Below are 19,126 nucleotides of genomic sequence, written 5' to 3' on the forward strand. Positions count from 1 at the left end.
AATTTTTTTTTATATTTTTACACCGCATTTACTTAAAGAGTACCAAAAGATTATATGGAAGAAGAAAAGATAGTACTACCCGAAATAAATTATTCTGACGATGATATAAAAACCCTCGACTGGCAGGAACATATCCGTCGTCGTCCAGGTATGTATATAGGAAAGTTAGGCGACGGTTCATCTGCCGATGATGGTATATATGTACTTCTCAAAGAGGTGCTGGACAACTCCATTGACGAATATATGATGGGATTTGGCAAAAACATCGATGTTTCTATCACCGACGGTGTTGTCAAAGTACGCGACCACGGACGTGGTGTGCCATTGGGAAAAGTAAAAGACGTTTCTTCGAGAATGAATACCGGTGCTAAATACGATTCCAAAGCTTTTAAGAAGTCTGTCGGATTGAATGGTGTTGGTATAAAGGCCGTAAATGCATTGTCTTCTTTTTTCCTTATCCAAAGTTATCGTGATGGTCAAACAACTTCTGTTGAATACTGTAGAGCTATTGTAGAAAAGGAAGAAGCAATACACCCTACAAATGATGAGAATGGTACTCTTATCGAATTTATTCCGGATCCTACAATTTTCACAGGATACGCCTTTAGGGACGACTATGTAGAAAGCCTTCTTAAAAACTATGTATTCCTCAATACAGGGTTAACAATAACATATAACGGAAAGAAATTCCACTCCAAAAATGGTCTTGTAGATTTGCTTAATGAGTATATGACTTCCGAGCCTTTATACCCTATCATCCACATGAAGGAGGCAGATATAGAGGTCGTGATCACACATACAGATCAGTATGGAGAAGAATATTACTCATTTGTGAATGGACAGCATACAACACAAGGGGGAACACACCAGTCGGCTTTTCGCGAATCGCTTTCTCGTGTGATAAAAGAATTCTATAACAAGAATTTCGATTATGCCGATATCCGTAGCGGAATAGTTGCGGCAATAAGTGTAAAAGTAGAAGAACCGGTTTTTGAGTCACAAACAAAGACTAAGCTCGGATCTAAAGATATGGGACCCGGAGGTCCTTCTGTTCAGAAATTTATCGGTGATTTCTTAAAGAAAGAACTGGATAACTATTTACACAAGCATTCGGATACTTCAGAAGCTTTATTGAAAAAAATCCTGGAATCCGAAAAAGAGCGTAAAGCTATTGCCGGCGTAACAAAACTGGCTCGCGAACGTGCAAAAAAAGCAAACCTGCACAATAAGAAGTTACGTGACTGCCGTATACATTACAGTGATGCCAAAGGAGACAATCTGGAAGAAACAAGCATATTCATCACCGAGGGAGACTCTGCGAGTGGATCTATAACAAAAAGCCGCAATCCTAATCTGCAAGCTGTATTCAGCCTGCGAGGTAAACCACTAAACAGTTTTGGGCTAACAAAGAAGATCGTCTACGAAAATGAAGAGTTCAACCTTCTACAGGCTGCTTTGAATATAGAAGACGGATTGGATGGATTACGCTACAACAAAATAATTATAGCAACCGATGCCGACACCGACGGGATGCATATACGCTTGTTGTTACTCACATTTTTCTTACAGTTCTTTCCTGATCTGATAAAGAAAAACCATGTATATATTCTTCAAACACCTCTCTTCCGTGTACGTAACAAGAAAGAAACAATCTATTGCTATACAGAAGAGGAGCGACTGAATGCAATCAAAAAACTGGGTTCGAATCCGGAGATAACACGATTTAAAGGATTGGGGGAAATATCTCCCGATGAATTCGTTCATTTCATAGGAAAAGATATTCGCCTCGACCGTGTATCGATGAAAAAAGAAGACTCGGTAAGCAACATGCTCAACTTCTATATGGGCAAGAATACACCTGAAAGACAAGAGTTTATTATCGACAATCTTGTAATCGAAGAAGATTAACATCATTATATGAATAACAACGCACACGCAATTATCCTTATTTCATCGCCCGATCGTCCGGGACTGGTAGCCGCAGTTACCGACTTTATCAATATAAACGGTGGAAATATCATCAATCTGGAGCAGCATGTAGATAAACAGGAAAATACGTTCTTTATGCGTATAGAATGGGATCTCTCAAACTTCATTATTCCGAAGGAGAAAATAAGTGATTACTTCCAAACCCTATATGCGAACAAGTATAACATGACATTCAGGTTATACTTTAACGACCATACACCGCGTATGGCCGTTTTTGTTTCCAAAATGTCGCATTGCCTTTTTGATATACTGGCTCGCTACACAGCCGGAGAATGGAAAGTAGAGATACCTCTCATCATCAGCAATCACGAAGACCTACGATGGGTAGCAGAACGCTTTGGAATTGAATATCATGTACTAAAGCTCAACAAAGACAATAAGGACGAAATAGAAGCAAAACAACTAGTTCTCTTAGAAGAAAAGAAGATCGACTTTATTGTTTTAGCTCGCTATATGCAGATACTGACCGATAAGTTTATTGAGTCATATCCGAATAAAATAATCAATATACATCATTCCTTTTTACCCGCATTTGTAGGTGCAAGACCATATCATGCGGCTTACGAACGAGGAGTAAAAATAATAGGGGCTACAAGCCATTATGTAACAACCGAGCTTGATGCGGGACCGATTATAGAACAAGATATTACACGTATCACTCACCGTGACAGCGTTGAGAATCTGGTGCGAAAAGGTCAGGACTTAGAGAAAATTGTACTCTCTCATGCCATAGAAAGTCACCTGAAAAGACGCATATTGGTATATAAAAATAAGACTATCTTATTTTCATAAAGTACAAATATTCTGGCGTTTTATGTTATTTAATATACTATGGCTAGAAGATTTTAAACTATGTTTGGTTATATTTGTACTGCTTTAAGCTTAGTCCACTCAAAATCTAAAAAAATATAATAATATTAATCTTAAATACGATCGTATGTTTAAAAATCATCCTAAAGGTTTATTAGCAGCATCATTATCAAATATGGGAGAACGTTTCGGCTTCTATATTATGATGGCTATATTAACTCTGTTCCTGATGTCGAAGTTCGGATTAGACAAAACACATGCAGGGATAATTTATTCTGTATTTTATTTCTGTATCTATGCTTTTGCACTTATTGGAGGGCTTATAGCCGATAAAACAAAAAAGTATAAAAGTACGATTCAGGTAGGTATAGTATTAATGGCAATCGGTTATATGATCATTGCAATTCCTACCCCAACACCTGTATCTAGTTTTTGGCCATTCATTATCCTTACTTGTTTCGGGCTGTTTGTGATAGCCTTCGGAAATGGTTTGTTCAAAGGAAACTTACAAGCATTGGTAGGACAAATGTATGACAACCCTCAATATGGGAAAATGCGGGATTCCGGTTTTTCTCTATTTTATATGTTTATCAATGTCGGTGCTATCTTTGCTCCGCTAATTGCTGTAGGCATAAGAAATTGGTGGTTAAAAATCAATGGCTTTTCATACAACTCAGACCTACCGGCTCTTTGCCACCAACATTTAGAAGGATCACTTTCCGGCGAAGCTGCAACCCGATTAAGCACATTGGCTCCTCAGGTTAGCTTAAACGGAGCACCGACCGATCTAACTACATTTGCTAACGAATACCTAAACGTATTCAACACAGGATTCCATTATGCATTTGGTATTGCTATTGTAGCGATGTTAATTTCGTTTACGATATATTCAATCAACAAAAAACGATTCCCAGATCCGGCATTAAAAGTAAAAGCCGCAAGCACATCAGCTGATGCCCCTGTAGAAAAAGAAATGGACTCTAACGAAGTTAAACAACGTTTATATGCCTTATTCGCAGTATTTGCTGTTGTTATATTCTTTTGGTTCTCATTCCATCAAAATGGTCTTACGCTTACATATTTTGCAAATGATTATACCGATCTGAGTAAGATGAACCTAAACCTCTTTGGCTTGGTTACATTAGAAGGTGCTGAATTGTTCCAATCATTTAACCCATTGTTTGTAGTATTCCTTACACCTGTTGTATTAGCTATATTTGGATGGCTAAGAGCTAGAGGAAAAGAACCTTCTGCACCCAAAAAGATTGCGATAGGTATGGGTATTGCTGCTTTAGCTTATGTTGTAATGACTATTGGATCATTAGATCTACCTGCAAACTCAGTAGTAAAGGCAATGGGCGGCCTGGCAGACTCGGGACGGGTAACTCCATTCCTTTTGATAGGGACTTATTTAATATTAACGATTGCTGAATTATTCATCAGTCCCTTAGGCATTTCATTTGTATCTAAAGTAGCACCTCCTCAATATCAAGGTATCATGCAAGGTTGTTGGTTAGGAGCTACAGCTTTAGGCAACCAATTGTTATTTATTGGTGCAATATTATACGAAAACATACCTATCTGGGCTACATGGGTTGTATTTGTTGCCGCTTGTTCTATATCAATGTTTACGATGCTATTTATACTGAAATGGCTTGAACGTATAACAAAGTAAGAATTACAATTATATATAAACAATAACCCCGATCATATTAGCTATGATCGGGGTTATTGTTTATATCGTAACAGTTTTATTCTATTTCTTTTCCATCAATCTCAGGAGTAGTCTCAATCAAGTCTGTCTTATTCTGTTTCTTGCTTCGGAAAACAACAACCAGATAAATTATCGACAAGATAGAAGTGGCACACAACAAATATACGCCACTCCCCGCTCCCGGCAATTTATAGAACAAGTTCAGAGAAACAATAAAAGCAAATATGCTTGTTATTAGTAAAAGGACTCTTGCCGTTTTTTGTCTTAGCATAATCCAAAAACCAATTGTAATTACACTAAACAAAGGCACTAAATACACCACATGAGCACTATATACCCACTCTTTATTCTTGGAAAAGAACTTAATAAAGTTGGTAGCCTTCGTTATCTTTTTTTGTAAATCGGGCACATCCCACCCTACAATCTTATGGCCCCACTTATCAAACCAAGGAAGAAAGAAAGCTATAATGAAAAGCAGAGCAAAAATAAGCTCAAACGATAAATACCTGTTTTTCTTTTCCATACGATTCTCTATAATTCAATTTCATCGGCTGAAATATAGCCATGTGTTATACAATAAAAGATAAGTCCCGAAACTGTTTTTATTCCCAGCTTAGCTGTTATATTTTTTCTGTGCGAAAGCACTGTGTTCAAGCTTATATTCAGCTTATCTGCCACCTCTTTATTTAAAAAGCCTAATGCAATAAGACGAAGGACATCCAATTCTCGTTCAGATAGAGGCTGTCTTTTGTTATCACGCGCAATGCGTCCGCTAACAAAAAGTTCTTGCAGATCTTCAATTCCCGATTCGGACAATTCGTCAATCATTGGTTTCAGCACCTTTTCTCTTATGCGATTATGCTTCTCCAGATCTTTCTGAAAGCTGTCTATTGTAAATATAACAGCATAGCACATATTTTCATTAAAATTACCCGATATATGCTTTATTATAATGCTCTTGAGATCGGTCAACAAGGCAAGGGGAGCATCTCCATTTACCATTCCCTGCTCTATCTGAACCATTAATTCCTCTTTAAATTCAGAGAACAGTCTGCTGATGAGTTTCATTTGAGCATTGTTGGGGTCGCTCATACCGATGAAAGCTTTCAGATGCTTCTCAAAGTTGTATAACTGCCCATGAATCAGATATGCATCTGTCTGCTTCAAGTACTTAATGACAAGCTGAATATCGAACTTCTGAAGCTTCTTTTGAGGAAAATAATCTTCGTTAAGAAAAGTATTCAGTATTACAAGAAAAAATTCTGTATTTACTCCAACCGAATCGCATATCTCGCCTATACTTTTATCACCAAGTCCAAGCTTGATTCCAAAGCGATTGACAACAGGTATCAGCTGATGATTATCTTCTATTACTTCCGATAAAATGGATGATGATTCTAAAAAAAGCATAACTTTAGGTTTTCATTTTTTCTGTAAGCAAAAGTACAGATTAATTCTGAAAACATATTTCTATTTTATATCAGTAATTTTATATTAAACCTATTATTACTCAATGCTTATAGATTTTAACAATAATCTGTTAAAAACAATCGATAGCAAATCTAGAGTTCTGTAATAAACAAATACGGAGGACAATTGTTTACATATTATATACAACGATAAAGAACACTATATATGAAAAAGATTTTATTCACGTGTATAATGCTCTCAGGACTGATAATCAGCTCTGTAAACGCACAAAATATAAATAATAACAATCAAAAAACAAGAACTATGAAATTTGAATTACCAAAGTTGCCGTATGCAACAAATGCTCTAGAACCTGTAATTGGTCAACAAACAATTGAATTACATTATGGTAAACACCTTCAGACTTATATTACAAATCTGAACAATCTGATTCAAGGTACTAAGTTTGAAAATGCAGATCTAGAAACAATCGTAAAAGAAAGCGATGGAGCTATCTTTAACAATGCCGGCCAGACATTGAACCACAACATATATTTCCTTTCATTCAGTCCTAACGGTGGCGGCGAACCTAAAGGTAAACTTGCCGAAGCGATCAATGCTGAATGGGGATCTTTCGAAAACTTCAAGAAAGAATTTGTAACAGCCGGTACAGGAGTATTTGGTTCAGGATGGGTATGGCTTGCAAAAGATAATGCAGGAAAGCTACAAATAACAAAAGAACCTAATGCAGGAAATCCGATTACAAAAGGATTAACTCCACTATTGGGCTTTGACGTGTGGGAACATGCATATTATCTAGACTATCAAAACCGTCGCGCAGACCATCTTGCTGAGCTTTGGAAGATTATCGACTGGAATGCAGTAGAAGCTCGCTATTAAGAAGAAAACAACTTTTAGATATTATAGAAAAGCTCCTTATTGTTAAGGAGCTTTTTTTATATATTATAGTTTCAGATATTAATTGATATATTTTATTTTCTTCACAAATTTAGGAGCAACACTAAATCGTTTAGTGTAGCTCATCTGCATAGTTCCCGTATTTAAAGTCATTTTCAACAGCTTAGAATTAGCAACATATATCTGATTCACAACCACAGACAAACCAATAGACCAATCCTCCGCATTATACCCCATAGATATACGAGGAAATACGGATGGGGAGATTTCAACTTTTTTGAAAGAGCTCAGATTCTCGGTTCCTATATTGAAGCCCACCGAAACGCCTCCCGATAAATAGAAGTTTTTACTGATTATCCAATTATAAACATATCCTCCACTAACACTCAATTGATAGTTTCTTAATCTCTTATATTGGTTTAGCTGTAATGTACTATCAGAGCGTACTTCATTGTAGTATATTCCTCCACCCAATTGCCAGCTTCCGGCAGATTTGAGTTGCTTTTCACTTTGGTTAAATGCTGCTTTATAAGAAAATTTCTTATTATTGAATACATATTGCCCAAACACTCCGTATTGAATGATACTTATATCGGGATACAGAGTAAATACCTCATCATTTTGCTCAGTATAAAAACCTTTATATCGTTGAAAAAAAACATCAGCGATAAATTTTCTTCCATAGTAATGATATTGAAAGTCAAATATCGCCGTCTTTCCCCGATCCTTATCGCGCATAAATCCAAACCCATATCCCCAACTTATAGAATAATTTTTGTACGTGATGCCTAGTCCCAAACTCACAGGACTATTGGGCATATAGGTTATTTCATTATTATCATCTATCTCATGAGTTAGTGAAGTATATTTATAATATACATGAGGTTTCACAGACAGCTCATGTTCATACGGTTGAATATATGTACTATCTACCTGAGCCCGGATTATAAAAGGAGTTAATAAAAATATTAGAAGAAATATAAATTTACAATACTTTAAAATTCTAACAATAAGAAACATTTAATAAGTTTTATTCGGCAAATTACGTAATATAAACGATCCTACTACCAGAAAAGTATATAAGTTAATGTTTTTAGTTAATTATAAGAAAGGTGTAGATATTAAATCTCCGTATTCTAATAGGTAAATAGAAGAATACGGAGTCAAATTGAAAAGGTTGGAAAGTCCGACTATTATAGATATTCTTCTCAATTCTCACTTTGAATAATTAATTTTTTTGAATAAATTATTTTGATGAGTAAGGGTACTACTGCGATCAGTTAATACATAGTATAGAATACCTGAATTTCATTCTCCAGTTTTTTAATTACGCATAATATCTAAGAATGAAATAGATAAATAGATTTATATCATTATTTTTGTTCTTTTAGTCGTTATAAGTTTTAGTTCTTCTTTAAGACCGAATAAGAGTAACAGAGCTCAGAATAATTCTCATATCGGTATTTTTTCTTCTAGGACAAAGTTCCCAAATGAGTCATAATAAATACAAGTTTTATTTGCTGTATCTATTTCCCATTTATAAATACCTGCTTCTGCTGAATTCTCACAAAAATTAAAGTAATTAGTCTTACCTTGTTGATGTGCTCTCAGATACTCCTTAAATTTTATAATATCAGTATCAGATATTATATGTAATTTTTCATATTCAGACTCCGACAAAACTGTGTGTCCATCATTGCCGACGTATTCGGCATGACCATCATTCACATAAATAGAATACCTTGATACCCCCATGGCAATAAGATCGCGGATATACTGAGGAAAATCAGCACCACTCTTAACTTTAGAATGAGCGTCTTCTATTTGACGGAGTGTAAACATGTTCACTATTTGATTCGATATTATAAACAAAATAATCAGATCAAATGTTCATTCAACCTAATATTTACGAATAGTTATAAGTATCTGAATATTTACACATTTTAGACAAATTGAATATTTTGATAAAATATTCAATAGATTGATAGAAAATTGAAAATATAATTTCAATTTTAAGATAAATAAAATATATAAAAGCTTACAAATTCTCTTTTTTATAGGACTAATCTCCTTCAGCTTTATAAAAAAAATGGATGCCATTTATAATGGCATCCATTTTATCTATATTATATCTATACAATATTAATACACGTGTCCGTCGTCTTTCAAATCTTTGACATCGAATTTTTTCTTCTCTAAAGAGTTCCAAGCATAGATAATATATCCTAATACAAATGGAACAAATAAAGAAACTACACTCATCACGGTAAGGGTAAACTCACTCGATGAAGAATTTTCGATAGTCAGGGAACTCTGAAGATCTGTAGAAGATGGATAGTAAGCAGTATTGTTAAAGCCTGTAATAAGCAACAACATACATACTGTTAGCACTGTACCCACGCCACTAAACCAAATACCGGAATGATATTCCTTACTTAATAATGTTTTACCAATACCAAACAGTACCAGCAGCACCCCAACAAGGAATACAACTCCTACGATTGGCATTTCTATCATGTTTAAGAAGTATTTGTATTGTACAAGCTCCACTACTTTCGTCACAGGATCTACAGCATAACCTTTTGCTAAGAATGTCCATATAACAAATGCAAGGAAGAACACGACAAAAGGAATTGCATTAAGTAATAAATATTTTCTGGAACGACTTACTAAAGTAGCATCTTGAAGACGGTTGATAAAGAACAAACAAGCCAATGTACGGGCAAGGAAAAACACTGTCAATCCTAGCAACCAGCAACGAGCGTCAGCAAGAGCCTCAAGTCCGTGCCATTCAGTACCCCAACGGCTGATAACAGGATTCAAAACATCTGTCATATTTCCTTTATTCACCGTAAAATCTGATCCTGTAAAGAATGTGGCTAATGCCGCACCTACAAGAAAAGTACCTAATAGTCCGTTGCAAAACAAGAACCACCTGTAAGTATTACGCCCAAACACATTGCCCGGTTTCGACTGAAATTCGTATGATACAGCTTGCAATACGAAGCAGAATAAAATAGCCATCCATACCCAATATGCACCGCCAAAGCTGGTAGAGTAGAACAATGGAAAGGACGCAAACAATGCACCTCCAAATGTCACAAGGGTAGTAAAGGTATATTCCCATTTACGGCCTAATGCATTTACCAATATCATGCGTTCCTTTTCGTCTTTAGCTAATGAGAAAAGCATCGACTGTCCACCCTGAACAAACAAGAGGAATGCAAATATCCCCCCGATCAGGCATATAAGGAACCACCAATAATGTTGTAAAAATGAATAATCCATAGTTATATCTTTTTTTAGTTAAAAAATCAAGTTTTAGTGTGAGCCTGCCGGGCCTTTTTTAATTTGGTTCAGCATAATACGTATCTCTGCAATAAGCAGTGCGGTAAACAATGCCAAAAACAAACAGAATGTTATCACTACAGATTGAGTAGATACCGCAGACACTGCAGCTTGTAGAGGAAGTACATCTTGTATAGCCCAAGGCTGACGCCCCACTTCGGCAACTAACCATCCCGCCTGACTTGCAACATATACCAATGGGATAGTCCAAAGACAAATCCACAAAAGCCACTTTTTCTGCTCAAGATCTTTTCTTCGATAAACAAAGAATGTCATAACCATGAACAATAGGATAAAATATCCCCCCAGATAAACCATAATGTGGAAACTCCAATATACGGTTTTAGATAAGTTAGGAACTAACTGCTCGGGGCTATCAAGATAGCCATACCCGAAGTAAGCAAAGTTAGCTTTCAATGTTTCTTTATATTGTGTTGCCGAAGCATCATCTCCGTCTTTTTTAGCCTTCTTATAGTCTGCCAATGCCTGTATAGCAGCTTTACCTTTAGATTGCATTTCGGCAAAAGACAAGGCGGTTGTTCCATCCGGTTTTGGATACCCCCCATCTATGATATCCTTAATACCCGGCACGTATGCCTCCGTATCATAGAATGCAATTAGAGAGAGTGCACCCGGAAGTTTAATTGGAGGAAATAAGAACGCATCTTCTCCGTCATTGAATGATTTTTTAGAAGGATTCGGAATACCAAAAAGTACCAATCCTTCGTTTGTGCCCCCTTCATAGAGACCTTCCATTACAGCCAGTTTCATCGGTTGTTTTTCTGCTACTTGTACAGCCGAACCGTGACCTGTATAAATAGTAAGTAACGATGCTATTAATCCGAAAACTGTAGCAACCTTCATACTTTGTTGAGCAAACTCTGTGTCCCTTTTCTTAAGCATATACCATGCAGCTATACCCATCACAAATACAGCGCCCAAAATCCAGCTGGAAAGGACTGTATGGAAAAATTTGTTTATAGCTACCGGCGACAAGGCCACAGCCCAGAAGTCAACCATTTCGTTACGAGTTGTGTCCGGATTAAATTCCATGCCAACAGGAAATTGCATCCAAGCATTAGCCACCAATATCCATACAGCAGACAGGGTTGCTCCTGTAATAGTTAACCAAGTGGCAGCCAAGTGCACTTTCTTGCTTACACGTTTCCATCCAAAGAACATGATGGAAATAAATGTTGCCTCCATAAAGAATGCAACAATAGCTTCAATAGCCAATGGCGCACCAAATATATCCCCTACAAACCAGCTGTAGTTTGACCAGTTGGTACCAAACTGAAATTCCATGATAATCCCAGTAGCAACTCCGATAGCAAAGTTGATACCAAAAATAGTCATCCAAAATTTCGCAGTTTTTTTCCACTGTTCATTGCCTGTACGCACATACATTGTCTCCATGATTGCCATAATGACCCCCAGACCCAATGTCAAAGGAACAAACAACCAGTGATACATTGCTGTCATAGCAAACTGACCTCTAGACCAGTCTATTAACGATGCATTTAGTAGTTCCATAAATAATAATTTTATATTAGTAAATATATGAGGATTTTTATTTTACTCGTTTATTGTCGATATCTTGGTCAACGTTTCACTTACACAATCAGCCTTACCTTGTTTATAGGTTAGCTTGCCAAAAAGTTAGGAAAAATTGAATTCAGACATCTGCTCTATTATGTCTGTTTATTTTTTTAAAATTGAAACTCTTTGTATTCTAGTCCGAAGTTTTGAGCAACGGCCTTATATACAACGTCTCCTTTTACAATATTCAATCCTTTGCGTAGATCTTTATGCTCACGGCATGCTGCCTCCCAGCCCATATTAGCCAGATTTAATGCATACGGCAAAGTAGCATTAGTCAAAGCTAACGTTGAAGTCATCGGAACAGCTCCCGGTATATTGGCAACACAGTAATGCACTACATCATCAATAACAAACACAGGATCTAAATGCGTTGTTGGTTTTGATGTCTCAAAACAGCCACCTTGGTCGATAGCCACATCCACCATAACGGTTCCCGGCTGCATATCTTTGAGCATTGCTCTAGATATTACCTGAGGAGCCTTATCGCCAGCAATAAGCACAGCGCCCACTATAAGGTCAGCATCCTTTATCAACTCTTTTATTGTATGCGTATCAGAATATCTTGTTGTAACATTGGCCGGCATAATATCGCTCAAATAGCGAAGACGCGGAAGACTCTTATCCAGAATGGTTACTTTTGCACCTATTCCGGCAGCTATTTTAGCCGACTGAGCTCCAACAATACCACCACCTATTACAATTACGTGTGCAGGTTTCACACCCGGAACACCACCAAGCAAGACACCTTTTCCCAGATGCGGCTTTTCAAGGAAACGAGCACCTTCTTGAATAGCCATACGTCCGGCCACTTCACTCATCGGTATAAGTAGCGGTAACGAGCGGTCAGGCAATTCAACGGTCTCGTATGCTATGCAGATAGCTTTGCTCTTTATCATAGCTTCTGTTAGCTCAAGACTCGATGCAAAATGGAAATACGTAAACACTATTTGATTCTCGCGGATAAGATGATATTCTTGCGGGATAGGTTCCTTAACCTTCACAATCATATCCGAAATGGCATAAATTTCTTCTGCCGTAGTTAATATTTTAGCACCGGAAGCCGAGTAATCAGTATCATTGATTCCGCTGCCAAGTCCGGCTCCGGCTTCTATATATACCTCATGTCCACAGACAACCAACTCATGCACACCTGCCGGCGTAACGGCAACGCGATTTTCAAATGCTTTCAGCTCTTTAGGAATACCAATTTTCATTTCTCTTGCTTTTTGTATTTATTTATAAAATACCTGATTTAAGCTTCTCCAATAGGACCGTTTATCGGTGGTAAAAAACCTGCCGAATTATCAACTTGTATGGATCCATTTTGAGATTCAAATCGGTTAATATTTTCATTCAGAGCATACAACAGGCGTTTAGCATGTTCAGGGGTAATTACTATTCTCGATTGTACTTTGGCTTTGGGCATACCGGGCAAAATACGTACAAAATCGATAACAAATTCTGATGACGAATGGGCTATAATAGCCAGATTAGAATATATGCCTTGTGCAATATCATCCGGCAGTTCTATTTGAATTTGATTGTTCAGATCGTTGTTCTCCATAATTTAATTAGATTGTTTTTTTAGTCTATAACCCTTCATATACAAAGGAAAATAAATATCATAAAATAACAAAATATAACATCAACATTTTTATAATATAAATACTCTCTTTTGTGCCCATTAAGAGGCCTTCAGCTTATTATTATCTTTTTCTTCGTCATCAAGTGTTAACAGAACCTTTTCTTTCTTTTTTCTCTTACGTAAAACAATTATTTGAGAAACAGTACCGACAAAACCTAATCCCACCATTACGAGTTGCATTGTCTGATTACTTTTAAATACAACTAATGTAGTAAGGATTATCATAGTCCACATGATACTAATTGATATAATCAACCCTTTTGTACTAAAGCCATTATTAACCCGCCTTATATATGGACCTGTGATCTTATGATCTAACAATTTCTGATGAAGACGAGGCGAGCTCTTAGCAAATAAGACGCCGGTAAGAAGGATAAATGGTGTGGTTGGAAGTCCCGGAGTTACTATTCCCAATAGTCCAAGGCCTAATGAGATTAAGCCTAATATTATAAATAAATACTTTTTCATTTCCTATTATTGCGTATCGGTTCAGATATTGTATCCAAGCCAAAAACAAAGAAAAGAAAAAAGTATGAATAAATAAAATATAATTGGCTTTATTAGTCTAGTGAAAATCGTTTAACAGGGCAGAAATAATCTGAACTTATCAAAAAACATTGAAGATAAAATAAATTTTTTGCTGACTCTTAGCATTATCAAAAAAAGAGAATAAAATTAAAATGAGAACTTCGGTATAACTTAATTTTACTACTTTTGCATTTCAAAAAAATAAGTAATGCAAAAACATGATCTTTGTTGCATTGGGCATATCACTTTAGATAAAGTAGTTACACCCAAAAGCACAGTGCATATGCCCGGCGGTACGGCTTTTTATTTTTCACACGCTATTCGTCATTTTACCGACATAAATTATACATTGGTAGCATCGCTGGCTCAGTCAGAAATCTCTGTAGTGGACGATTTACGTTCAAAAGACGTAGATGTGCATGTAGTACCGAGTAAGCACTCTGTCTATTTTGAAAATATCTATGAAGAGAATCAGAATAACCGAACTCAGCGAGTGTTGGCAAAAGCTGATCCTTTTTCTGTTGACGCACTAAAAGATATAGAAGCCAACATATTCCTTTTAGGTGCTTTACTTGCCGATGATTTCTCATTGGAACTGGTAGAATATCTTTCTAAAAAAGGCTTGATAGCAATAGACTCTCAAGGATATCTAAGAGAGGTGAGAGACCAGAATGTCTACCCGATAGACTGGGCTAATAAAGAAGAGATACTAAAACATGTTCATGTTCTGAAAGTGAATGATCTGGAAATGGAAGTTCTTACAGGCATGAAAGATATTAAACAGGCATCAAAACAGCTTCACGCTTGGGGAGTAAAAGAAGTTTTGGTTACTTTAGGCAGTCTGGGATCTGTTATCTATGATGGAAACAATTTCTATAAAATACCGGCTTATAAGCCGAAAGATGTAGTGGACGCAACAGGGTGTGGCGATACTTACGTTACAGGCTACTTATATCAGAGAGCTAAAGGAGCAACAATAGAAGATGCCGGAAAGTTTGCAGCAGCTATGGCCACCATAAAAATAGAAGGATCAGGCCCTTTCAACGGGACAAAAGAAGATGTTGAAGATCGGATTAAGAATGCCGAACAGATTATTCCAGAATTTTAATTATCCAGATTTATAATAATAAAAAAGGCTTTTAGATACTACTAAAAGCCTTTTTCTATTTATAAGACGGAATATATTTATTTTCTTAAATTCTTCACGAACGATACTGCCGCTATTATCAGTAATCCGACTATACTCATAATAAGATATGCCCATTTGGGTCCGTAAGCATCGGATACAGAACCTACAAGCAATGGAGAGATAAATGGACCAACGAAACTAATACTCGACATGATAGTTAACGCCGTTCCCACGGGAGTTTTAGCCTTATCTCCTACAATACTGTAGATAGTAGGCACAACACAAGAAATACCTAAACCGATGAGCATAAACCCTATAGACGTAATAATTACTTTGGTGATTAAAGCGTCGGAATATCCGATAAAAAGGGAGGAAATAATAAATCCCGCAAAAATAAGTGCCCCTGCTATTTGCAACACAGTCTTTTTCTGCCAAATAGTATATGCAAAGTTAGTGAGCATACGCCCCGCAAACATCATCACCATAAATACAAGAAATCCAACTTGCAATGATTCTGGTGCCTTGATCACAGACTGAAAATACACATCGCTCCATTCAAACATTGTATTTTCAACGATAAGAGCCAATAGCCATACTAATCCAAGCTGTATGAGAAGCGACTCAGGAAGATGCAATTTGCCTGTTTTCGCTTTAGAACCTTGCGCAATATTTAAATTCTCTTCCTTTTCAACAGCTTTAGCAGGTTCTTGAAGATATTTGTAATTAAGCATAACAATAGCTATAGCAAGCAAAGTCATACCTAGAAAATGATAGAAAGTAATAACATTCAGATTGATCATCGAATAACCAATAATAGCTCCGATACACGCAGACAAGCTCCAACTCGCATGAAATGTCGCAATTATGGGCTTTCCGTAAATACGTTCAACTTCAATAGCCTGCGTATTCAACGAAATATCAGTCATATTCCAAAATATACCGAATAAGAACAATGTTATCCCTAATCCTGTAATTCCGGGTACAATACTAACCAAAAACAAGGACAGCGCATATCCGATAATGCTAATTAAAACAGTTTTTTTACTACCTAAACGAGGAAGTAGAAAACCAACTGCAGGAATAGCGATAAACTTTCCCATCGGAAGCAGAAACATTAATAGACCATAGTGTAGATAACTTTCGACATTAAAATCTTTCTTTATATCCGGAAGGCGGCTGGCCCAACTGGCAAAACATAATCCTTGAGCAATAAAAATAGATAAAACAGCATATCTAATTCTTTGTTTCGAATATGCCGGTTGTATTTCTGAAGTCATTTCTTAGATATTTTTTTTAACGATGCAAAGATAAAAGTCTTTGATGAAGATTAAGCATTATGTTTAAACAAATATTTATTATAATTGGCATGTAGAACAAATATCTATCAATATTTCGTATTTTTGCATAATTAGTTATTCTACATTCAAATATAAAAGACATATTTTATGAAAAAACATCTATTCACGGGATTTTTGCTATGTTTTTCTCTTGCTGTTTCTTCTCAAAGTATCACCGAGAAAGAATTACAGGAAATACAGTCTAGCTTTAAAGAAGACCCCGCTACTAAGGCTATCCAAAACGTTCTGACATCAAATGCCAACATTACTGCAAATGCATTAAACAACAGCCTTCAAGGGAAAATAGACCATTACTTCAAATATCGGGTAAATGTTAAAGGTATCACTGATCAAAAAAGTTCGGGACGATGCTGGATGTTTACGTCCATGAATGTATTGCGCCCTTCCATCATCGAAAAATACAATCTGAGTGAATTTGACTTCTCTCACAATTATCTATATTTCTGGGATATATTTGAAAAATCAAATTTATTTTTAGAAAATATAATCACAACAAGCAAAGATTCTTTCGATGATCGCACCGTAGAATATCTCTTCAAGTCACCTGTAAGTGACGGTGGGGTCTGGAATCTATATTACAATCTTGGACAAAAATATGGTGTTGTACCTCAAGAAGTAATGCCGGAAACAGCACACTCGAATAACACGAGACAGATGATTAACCTTGTAAACGAAAAATTGCGTCTAGGAGGATATAATCTTCGTGAACAAGCAGCTTCAGGAAAAAAGACACAGGAGTTAAGAAACGAAAAAGCAATTATCCTGAAAGATGTATACCGAATTCTGGTTCTTTGTCTTGGTGAGCCCCCAAAACAGTTTACATGGAGATATAAGGATAAAAACGGAAGCGTAAAAGAACTCAGCAGCTATACGCCTCAACAGTTTTATAAAGAGATTACACCGGAAGATTATTCTCCGAGCAACTATATAATGATAATGAATGATCCTACACGTGAATATTACAAGTTGTATGAGATCCAGAATTATAAAAACACAATAGAAGGTATAAACTGGATATATCTGAACTTGCCAAATGAAGATATTAAGAAAGCAGCATTAGCCTCTATAAAAAGCAATGAGCCGATGTACGCTTCATGCGATGTTGGCAAACAGATGAATAGAGAATCAGGTATATTAGATCCCGAAATGTATGATTATGAATCATTGCTGGGTGTAAACTTGTCGATGGACAAAAAAGCCCGTATTTTAACCCGCCAAAGTGGATCCACGCATGCCATGACTCTTGTTGGATGTGATACGGATATGAGCGATCAGCCTATTAAATGGGAGTTTGAAAATAGTTGGGGTGCGGCATCAGGGAATAAGGGATACTTAACTTTTACTGATAAATGGTTTAGCGACTATATGTTTCGTATAGTGGTACATAAGAAGTATTTGGACGCAAAGGCTCAAAGTTGTTTGACTCAAAAACCGATACAGTTACCAATGTGGGATTATATGAACTAGCCCTTTTGTTAAATTATTTATAATAATCTTGTTCTTAGTTATTTGAAAACAAATACCTATGGGAAGTAGGCTATTTTAAATGTTAAAATATTAAAGAGATTGGCATGTACGGTTAGCAAAATTTATAAAAAATATGTTTTATAATATGTTTTTTTATTTGGCGAGGACTCATAAATGTAGTTCCTTTGTAATGATAACCAAACAATCTTTATTTACCTTAAAGCCTAATACCTAATTAACTCAAACATACGAGGAGGTTTCATTCAGAAGCCTCCTCGTATGTCGTTTTAGGCCTTTTGGAATTTCACTGCAGTCCAATTGTCTTTTTGTGTATTGTGACAGAATGTTAATCCATGTTTTTTGCATTCTTCGGTTATAACGGGGATATCATCAATATAGAATCCGCTCATATACAAGTATCCTCCATTATTTAAAACAGATGCATAAGCATGAATATCATTCAGCAGAATATTTCGATTGATATTGGCTAATATAACATCAAAAGCCATATCCGCGAGCAGGTCTGCCCCTCCTATCCTAACCGTAATATTATCTATGCCATTCAATTTTATATTCTCCATCGCATTGTCGTATGCCCACTGATCAATATCTATTGCTTCAATCGGTCCGGCTCCACGCATTGAGGCTAAGATAGCCAGGATAGCTGTCCCGGTACCCATATCAAGCAAAGATCTTCCGGTGAAGTCTTCTTTCAATATTTCTCTTATCATCAGCTCGGTAGTTTGATGATGACCGGTTCCAAATGCCATTTTAGGATCTATATATATGTTATAGTCATATATCGCCGGAGCATTATGAAAGGTGCTTTGTATTATACATTTATCATCGATAATCAAAGGCTGAAAATAGTTTTTTTCCCATTCTTCGTTCCAATTTTTCTCTTCAATCTCCTTATAGGTATAAGTTATCTTTGCTTCGTAAGGAAAATTTTCTAAAATTTCGTTCAATTGAGCCTCATCAAACAAATCGCTTTGAATGTATGCCGTAGTCCCCAGTTCGTTCTCAACAAAGCTCTCAAAGCCTATATCAGCAATAGTTGCAGATAGAATGCTGTTAACTATCTCGTCGTTGGGAGAGCACGTAAAAGTCACTTCTGTATATTTCATATTAATATTAATTTGCGTTGTTGCAAAAGTAGTGTTTTATAATGAAGTCGTCTTTGCTTTTTAGATTTAGTTTTACACAGC

17 protein-coding genes are annotated in these 19,126 nt (G+C 36.3%); 6 read left to right on the plus strand and 11 right to left on the minus strand.

Annotated features, from left to right (window positions below):
• Positions 1–54: 54 nt before the first annotated feature.
• The 3 genes from PKC55_RS16795 to PKC55_RS16805 all read left to right on the plus strand — a co-directional run bounded on the left by PKC55_RS16795 (position 55) and on the right by PKC55_RS16805 (position 4,474).
• On the plus strand, positions 55–1,908 hold the full coding sequence (locus PKC55_RS16795; protein WP_324373591.1) for a DNA topoisomerase IV subunit B: 1,854 nt from the start codon (positions 55–57) through the stop codon (positions 1,906–1,908).
• Positions 1,909–1,917: 9 nt separating this feature from the next.
• A complete protein-coding gene (purU, locus tag PKC55_RS16800) occupies positions 1,918–2,781 on the plus strand; it encodes a formyltetrahydrofolate deformylase (RefSeq protein ID WP_135105258.1) in 864 nt (287 codons plus the stop codon).
• A gap of 145 nt (positions 2,782–2,926) precedes the next feature.
• On the plus strand, positions 2,927–4,474 hold the full coding sequence (locus PKC55_RS16805) for a peptide MFS transporter (RefSeq protein ID WP_291125667.1): 1,548 nt from the start codon (positions 2,927–2,929) through the stop codon (positions 4,472–4,474).
• Positions 4,475–4,550: 76 nt separating this feature from the next.
• On the opposite strand, the gene PKC55_RS16810 is transcribed toward PKC55_RS16805, so the two are convergent.
• Both PKC55_RS16810 and PKC55_RS16815 read right to left on the minus strand, forming a co-directional pair.
• A complete protein-coding gene (locus PKC55_RS16810) occupies positions 4,551–5,036 on the minus strand; it encodes a hypothetical protein (RefSeq protein ID WP_291125666.1) in 486 nt (161 codons plus the stop codon).
• Positions 5,037–5,044: 8 nt separating this feature from the next.
• The gene (locus PKC55_RS16815) at positions 5,045–5,923 is read right to left on the minus strand and encodes a LuxR C-terminal-related transcriptional regulator (protein ID WP_291125664.1); all 879 of its coding nucleotides are present in this window, start codon (positions 5,921–5,923) and stop codon (positions 5,045–5,047) included.
• Positions 5,924–6,247: 324 nt separating this feature from the next.
• On the opposite strand from PKC55_RS16815, the gene PKC55_RS16820 reads away from it, so the two are divergent.
• Complete coding sequence (locus PKC55_RS16820) at positions 6,248–6,823, plus strand: superoxide dismutase (RefSeq protein ID WP_185091201.1); 576 nt, start codon at positions 6,248–6,250, stop codon at positions 6,821–6,823.
• A gap of 78 nt (positions 6,824–6,901) precedes the next feature.
• Here PKC55_RS16820 and PKC55_RS16825 read toward each other — a convergent pair whose 3' ends face one another.
• The 7 genes from PKC55_RS16825 to PKC55_RS16855 form a co-directional block, all read right to left on the minus strand.
• Entirely contained in the window at positions 6,902–7,861 is a 960-nt protein-coding gene (locus tag PKC55_RS16825) for a DUF4421 domain-containing protein (RefSeq protein WP_291125663.1), read from the minus strand.
• Between the two features lie 432 nt (positions 7,862–8,293).
• Positions 8,294–8,683 carry a DUF1398 domain-containing protein gene (locus PKC55_RS16830; protein WP_291125661.1) on the minus strand — a complete coding sequence of 130 codons (390 nt, stop codon included), beginning with the start codon at positions 8,681–8,683 and terminating at the stop codon, positions 8,294–8,296.
• A gap of 300 nt (positions 8,684–8,983) precedes the next feature.
• A complete protein-coding gene (locus PKC55_RS16835; RefSeq protein ID WP_291030996.1) occupies positions 8,984–10,129 on the minus strand; it encodes a cytochrome d ubiquinol oxidase subunit II in 1,146 nt (381 codons plus the stop codon).
• Positions 10,130–10,162: 33 nt separating this feature from the next.
• On the minus strand, positions 10,163–11,722 hold the full coding sequence (locus PKC55_RS16840) for a cytochrome ubiquinol oxidase subunit I (protein ID WP_324373592.1): 1,560 nt from the start codon (positions 11,720–11,722) through the stop codon (positions 10,163–10,165).
• Between the two features lie 176 nt (positions 11,723–11,898).
• On the minus strand, positions 11,899–13,005 hold the full coding sequence (ald, locus tag PKC55_RS16845) for an alanine dehydrogenase (RefSeq protein ID WP_291126604.1): 1,107 nt from the start codon (positions 13,003–13,005) through the stop codon (positions 11,899–11,901).
• Between the two features lie 38 nt (positions 13,006–13,043).
• Entirely contained in the window at positions 13,044–13,355 is a 312-nt protein-coding gene (locus PKC55_RS16850; protein ID WP_291126602.1) for a DUF3467 domain-containing protein, read from the minus strand.
• 120 nt (positions 13,356–13,475) lie between these two features.
• On the minus strand, positions 13,476–13,904 hold the full coding sequence (locus PKC55_RS16855; protein ID WP_291126600.1) for a YbaN family protein: 429 nt from the start codon (positions 13,902–13,904) through the stop codon (positions 13,476–13,478).
• A gap of 268 nt (positions 13,905–14,172) precedes the next feature.
• Between PKC55_RS16855 and PKC55_RS16860 the strand changes: the two genes are divergently transcribed.
• Positions 14,173–15,072 (plus strand): PfkB family carbohydrate kinase, encoded by a 900-nt coding sequence (locus PKC55_RS16860; RefSeq protein ID WP_324373593.1) that lies wholly within the window; start codon positions 14,173–14,175, stop codon positions 15,070–15,072.
• A gap of 77 nt (positions 15,073–15,149) precedes the next feature.
• On the opposite strand, the gene PKC55_RS16865 is transcribed toward PKC55_RS16860, so the two are convergent.
• Positions 15,150–16,370: an MFS transporter gene (locus tag PKC55_RS16865; RefSeq protein ID WP_291128495.1), complete on the minus strand. Its 1,221-nt coding sequence runs from the start codon at positions 16,368–16,370 to the stop codon at positions 15,150–15,152.
• Between the two features lie 168 nt (positions 16,371–16,538).
• Here PKC55_RS16865 and PKC55_RS16870 point away from each other — a divergent pair, with 168 nt between their 5' ends.
• On the plus strand, positions 16,539–17,918 hold the full coding sequence (locus PKC55_RS16870) for a C1 family peptidase (RefSeq protein WP_324373594.1): 1,380 nt from the start codon (positions 16,539–16,541) through the stop codon (positions 17,916–17,918).
• 287 nt (positions 17,919–18,205) lie between these two features.
• On the opposite strand, the gene prmA is transcribed toward PKC55_RS16870, so the two are convergent.
• Positions 18,206–19,045, minus strand: a complete 840-nt coding sequence (gene prmA, locus PKC55_RS16875; protein WP_291128489.1) for a 50S ribosomal protein L11 methyltransferase — start codon at positions 19,043–19,045, stop codon at positions 18,206–18,208.
• Between the last annotated feature and the right edge of the window lie 81 nt (positions 19,046–19,126).

The organism is Dysgonomonas sp. (assembly GCF_035323175.1).
Taxonomy (GTDB): Bacteria; Bacteroidota; Bacteroidia; order Bacteroidales; family Dysgonomonadaceae; genus Dysgonomonas.

Coding starts and splice junctions, on each gene's coding strand:
- PKC55_RS16795 (WP_324373591.1), top strand. CDS start 55: ATGGAAGAAGAAAAGATAGTACTACCCGAAATAAATTATTCTGACGAT.
- purU (WP_135105258.1), top strand. CDS start 1,918: ATGAATAACAACGCACACGCAATTATCCTTATTTCATCGCCCGATCGT.
- PKC55_RS16805 (WP_291125667.1), top strand. CDS start 2,927: ATGTTTAAAAATCATCCTAAAGGTTTATTAGCAGCATCATTATCAAAT.
- PKC55_RS16810 (WP_291125666.1), bottom strand. CDS start 5,036: ATGGAAAAGAAAAACAGGTATTTATCGTTTGAGCTTATTTTTGCTCTG.
- PKC55_RS16815 (WP_291125664.1), bottom strand. CDS start 5,923: ATGCTTTTTTTAGAATCATCATCCATTTTATCGGAAGTAATAGAAGAT.
- PKC55_RS16820 (WP_185091201.1), top strand. CDS start 6,248: ATGAAATTTGAATTACCAAAGTTGCCGTATGCAACAAATGCTCTAGAA.
- PKC55_RS16825 (WP_291125663.1), bottom strand. CDS start 7,861: ATGTTTCTTATTGTTAGAATTTTAAAGTATTGTAAATTTATATTTCTT.
- PKC55_RS16830 (WP_291125661.1), bottom strand. CDS start 8,683: ATGTTTACACTCCGTCAAATAGAAGACGCTCATTCTAAAGTTAAGAGT.
- PKC55_RS16835 (WP_291030996.1), bottom strand. CDS start 10,129: ATGGATTATTCATTTTTACAACATTATTGGTGGTTCCTTATATGCCTG.
- PKC55_RS16840 (WP_324373592.1), bottom strand. CDS start 11,722: ATGGAACTACTAAATGCATCGTTAATAGACTGGTCTAGAGGTCAGTTT.
- ald (WP_291126604.1), bottom strand. CDS start 13,005: ATGAAAATTGGTATTCCTAAAGAGCTGAAAGCATTTGAAAATCGCGTT.
- PKC55_RS16850 (WP_291126602.1), bottom strand. CDS start 13,355: ATGGAGAACAACGATCTGAACAATCAAATTCAAATAGAACTGCCGGAT.
- PKC55_RS16855 (WP_291126600.1), bottom strand. CDS start 13,904: ATGAAAAAGTATTTATTTATAATATTAGGCTTAATCTCATTAGGCCTT.
- PKC55_RS16860 (WP_324373593.1), top strand. CDS start 14,173: ATGCAAAAACATGATCTTTGTTGCATTGGGCATATCACTTTAGATAAA.
- PKC55_RS16865 (WP_291128495.1), bottom strand. CDS start 16,370: ATGACTTCAGAAATACAACCGGCATATTCGAAACAAAGAATTAGATAT.
- PKC55_RS16870 (WP_324373594.1), top strand. CDS start 16,539: ATGAAAAAACATCTATTCACGGGATTTTTGCTATGTTTTTCTCTTGCT.
- prmA (WP_291128489.1), bottom strand. CDS start 19,045: ATGAAATATACAGAAGTGACTTTTACGTGCTCTCCCAACGACGAGATA.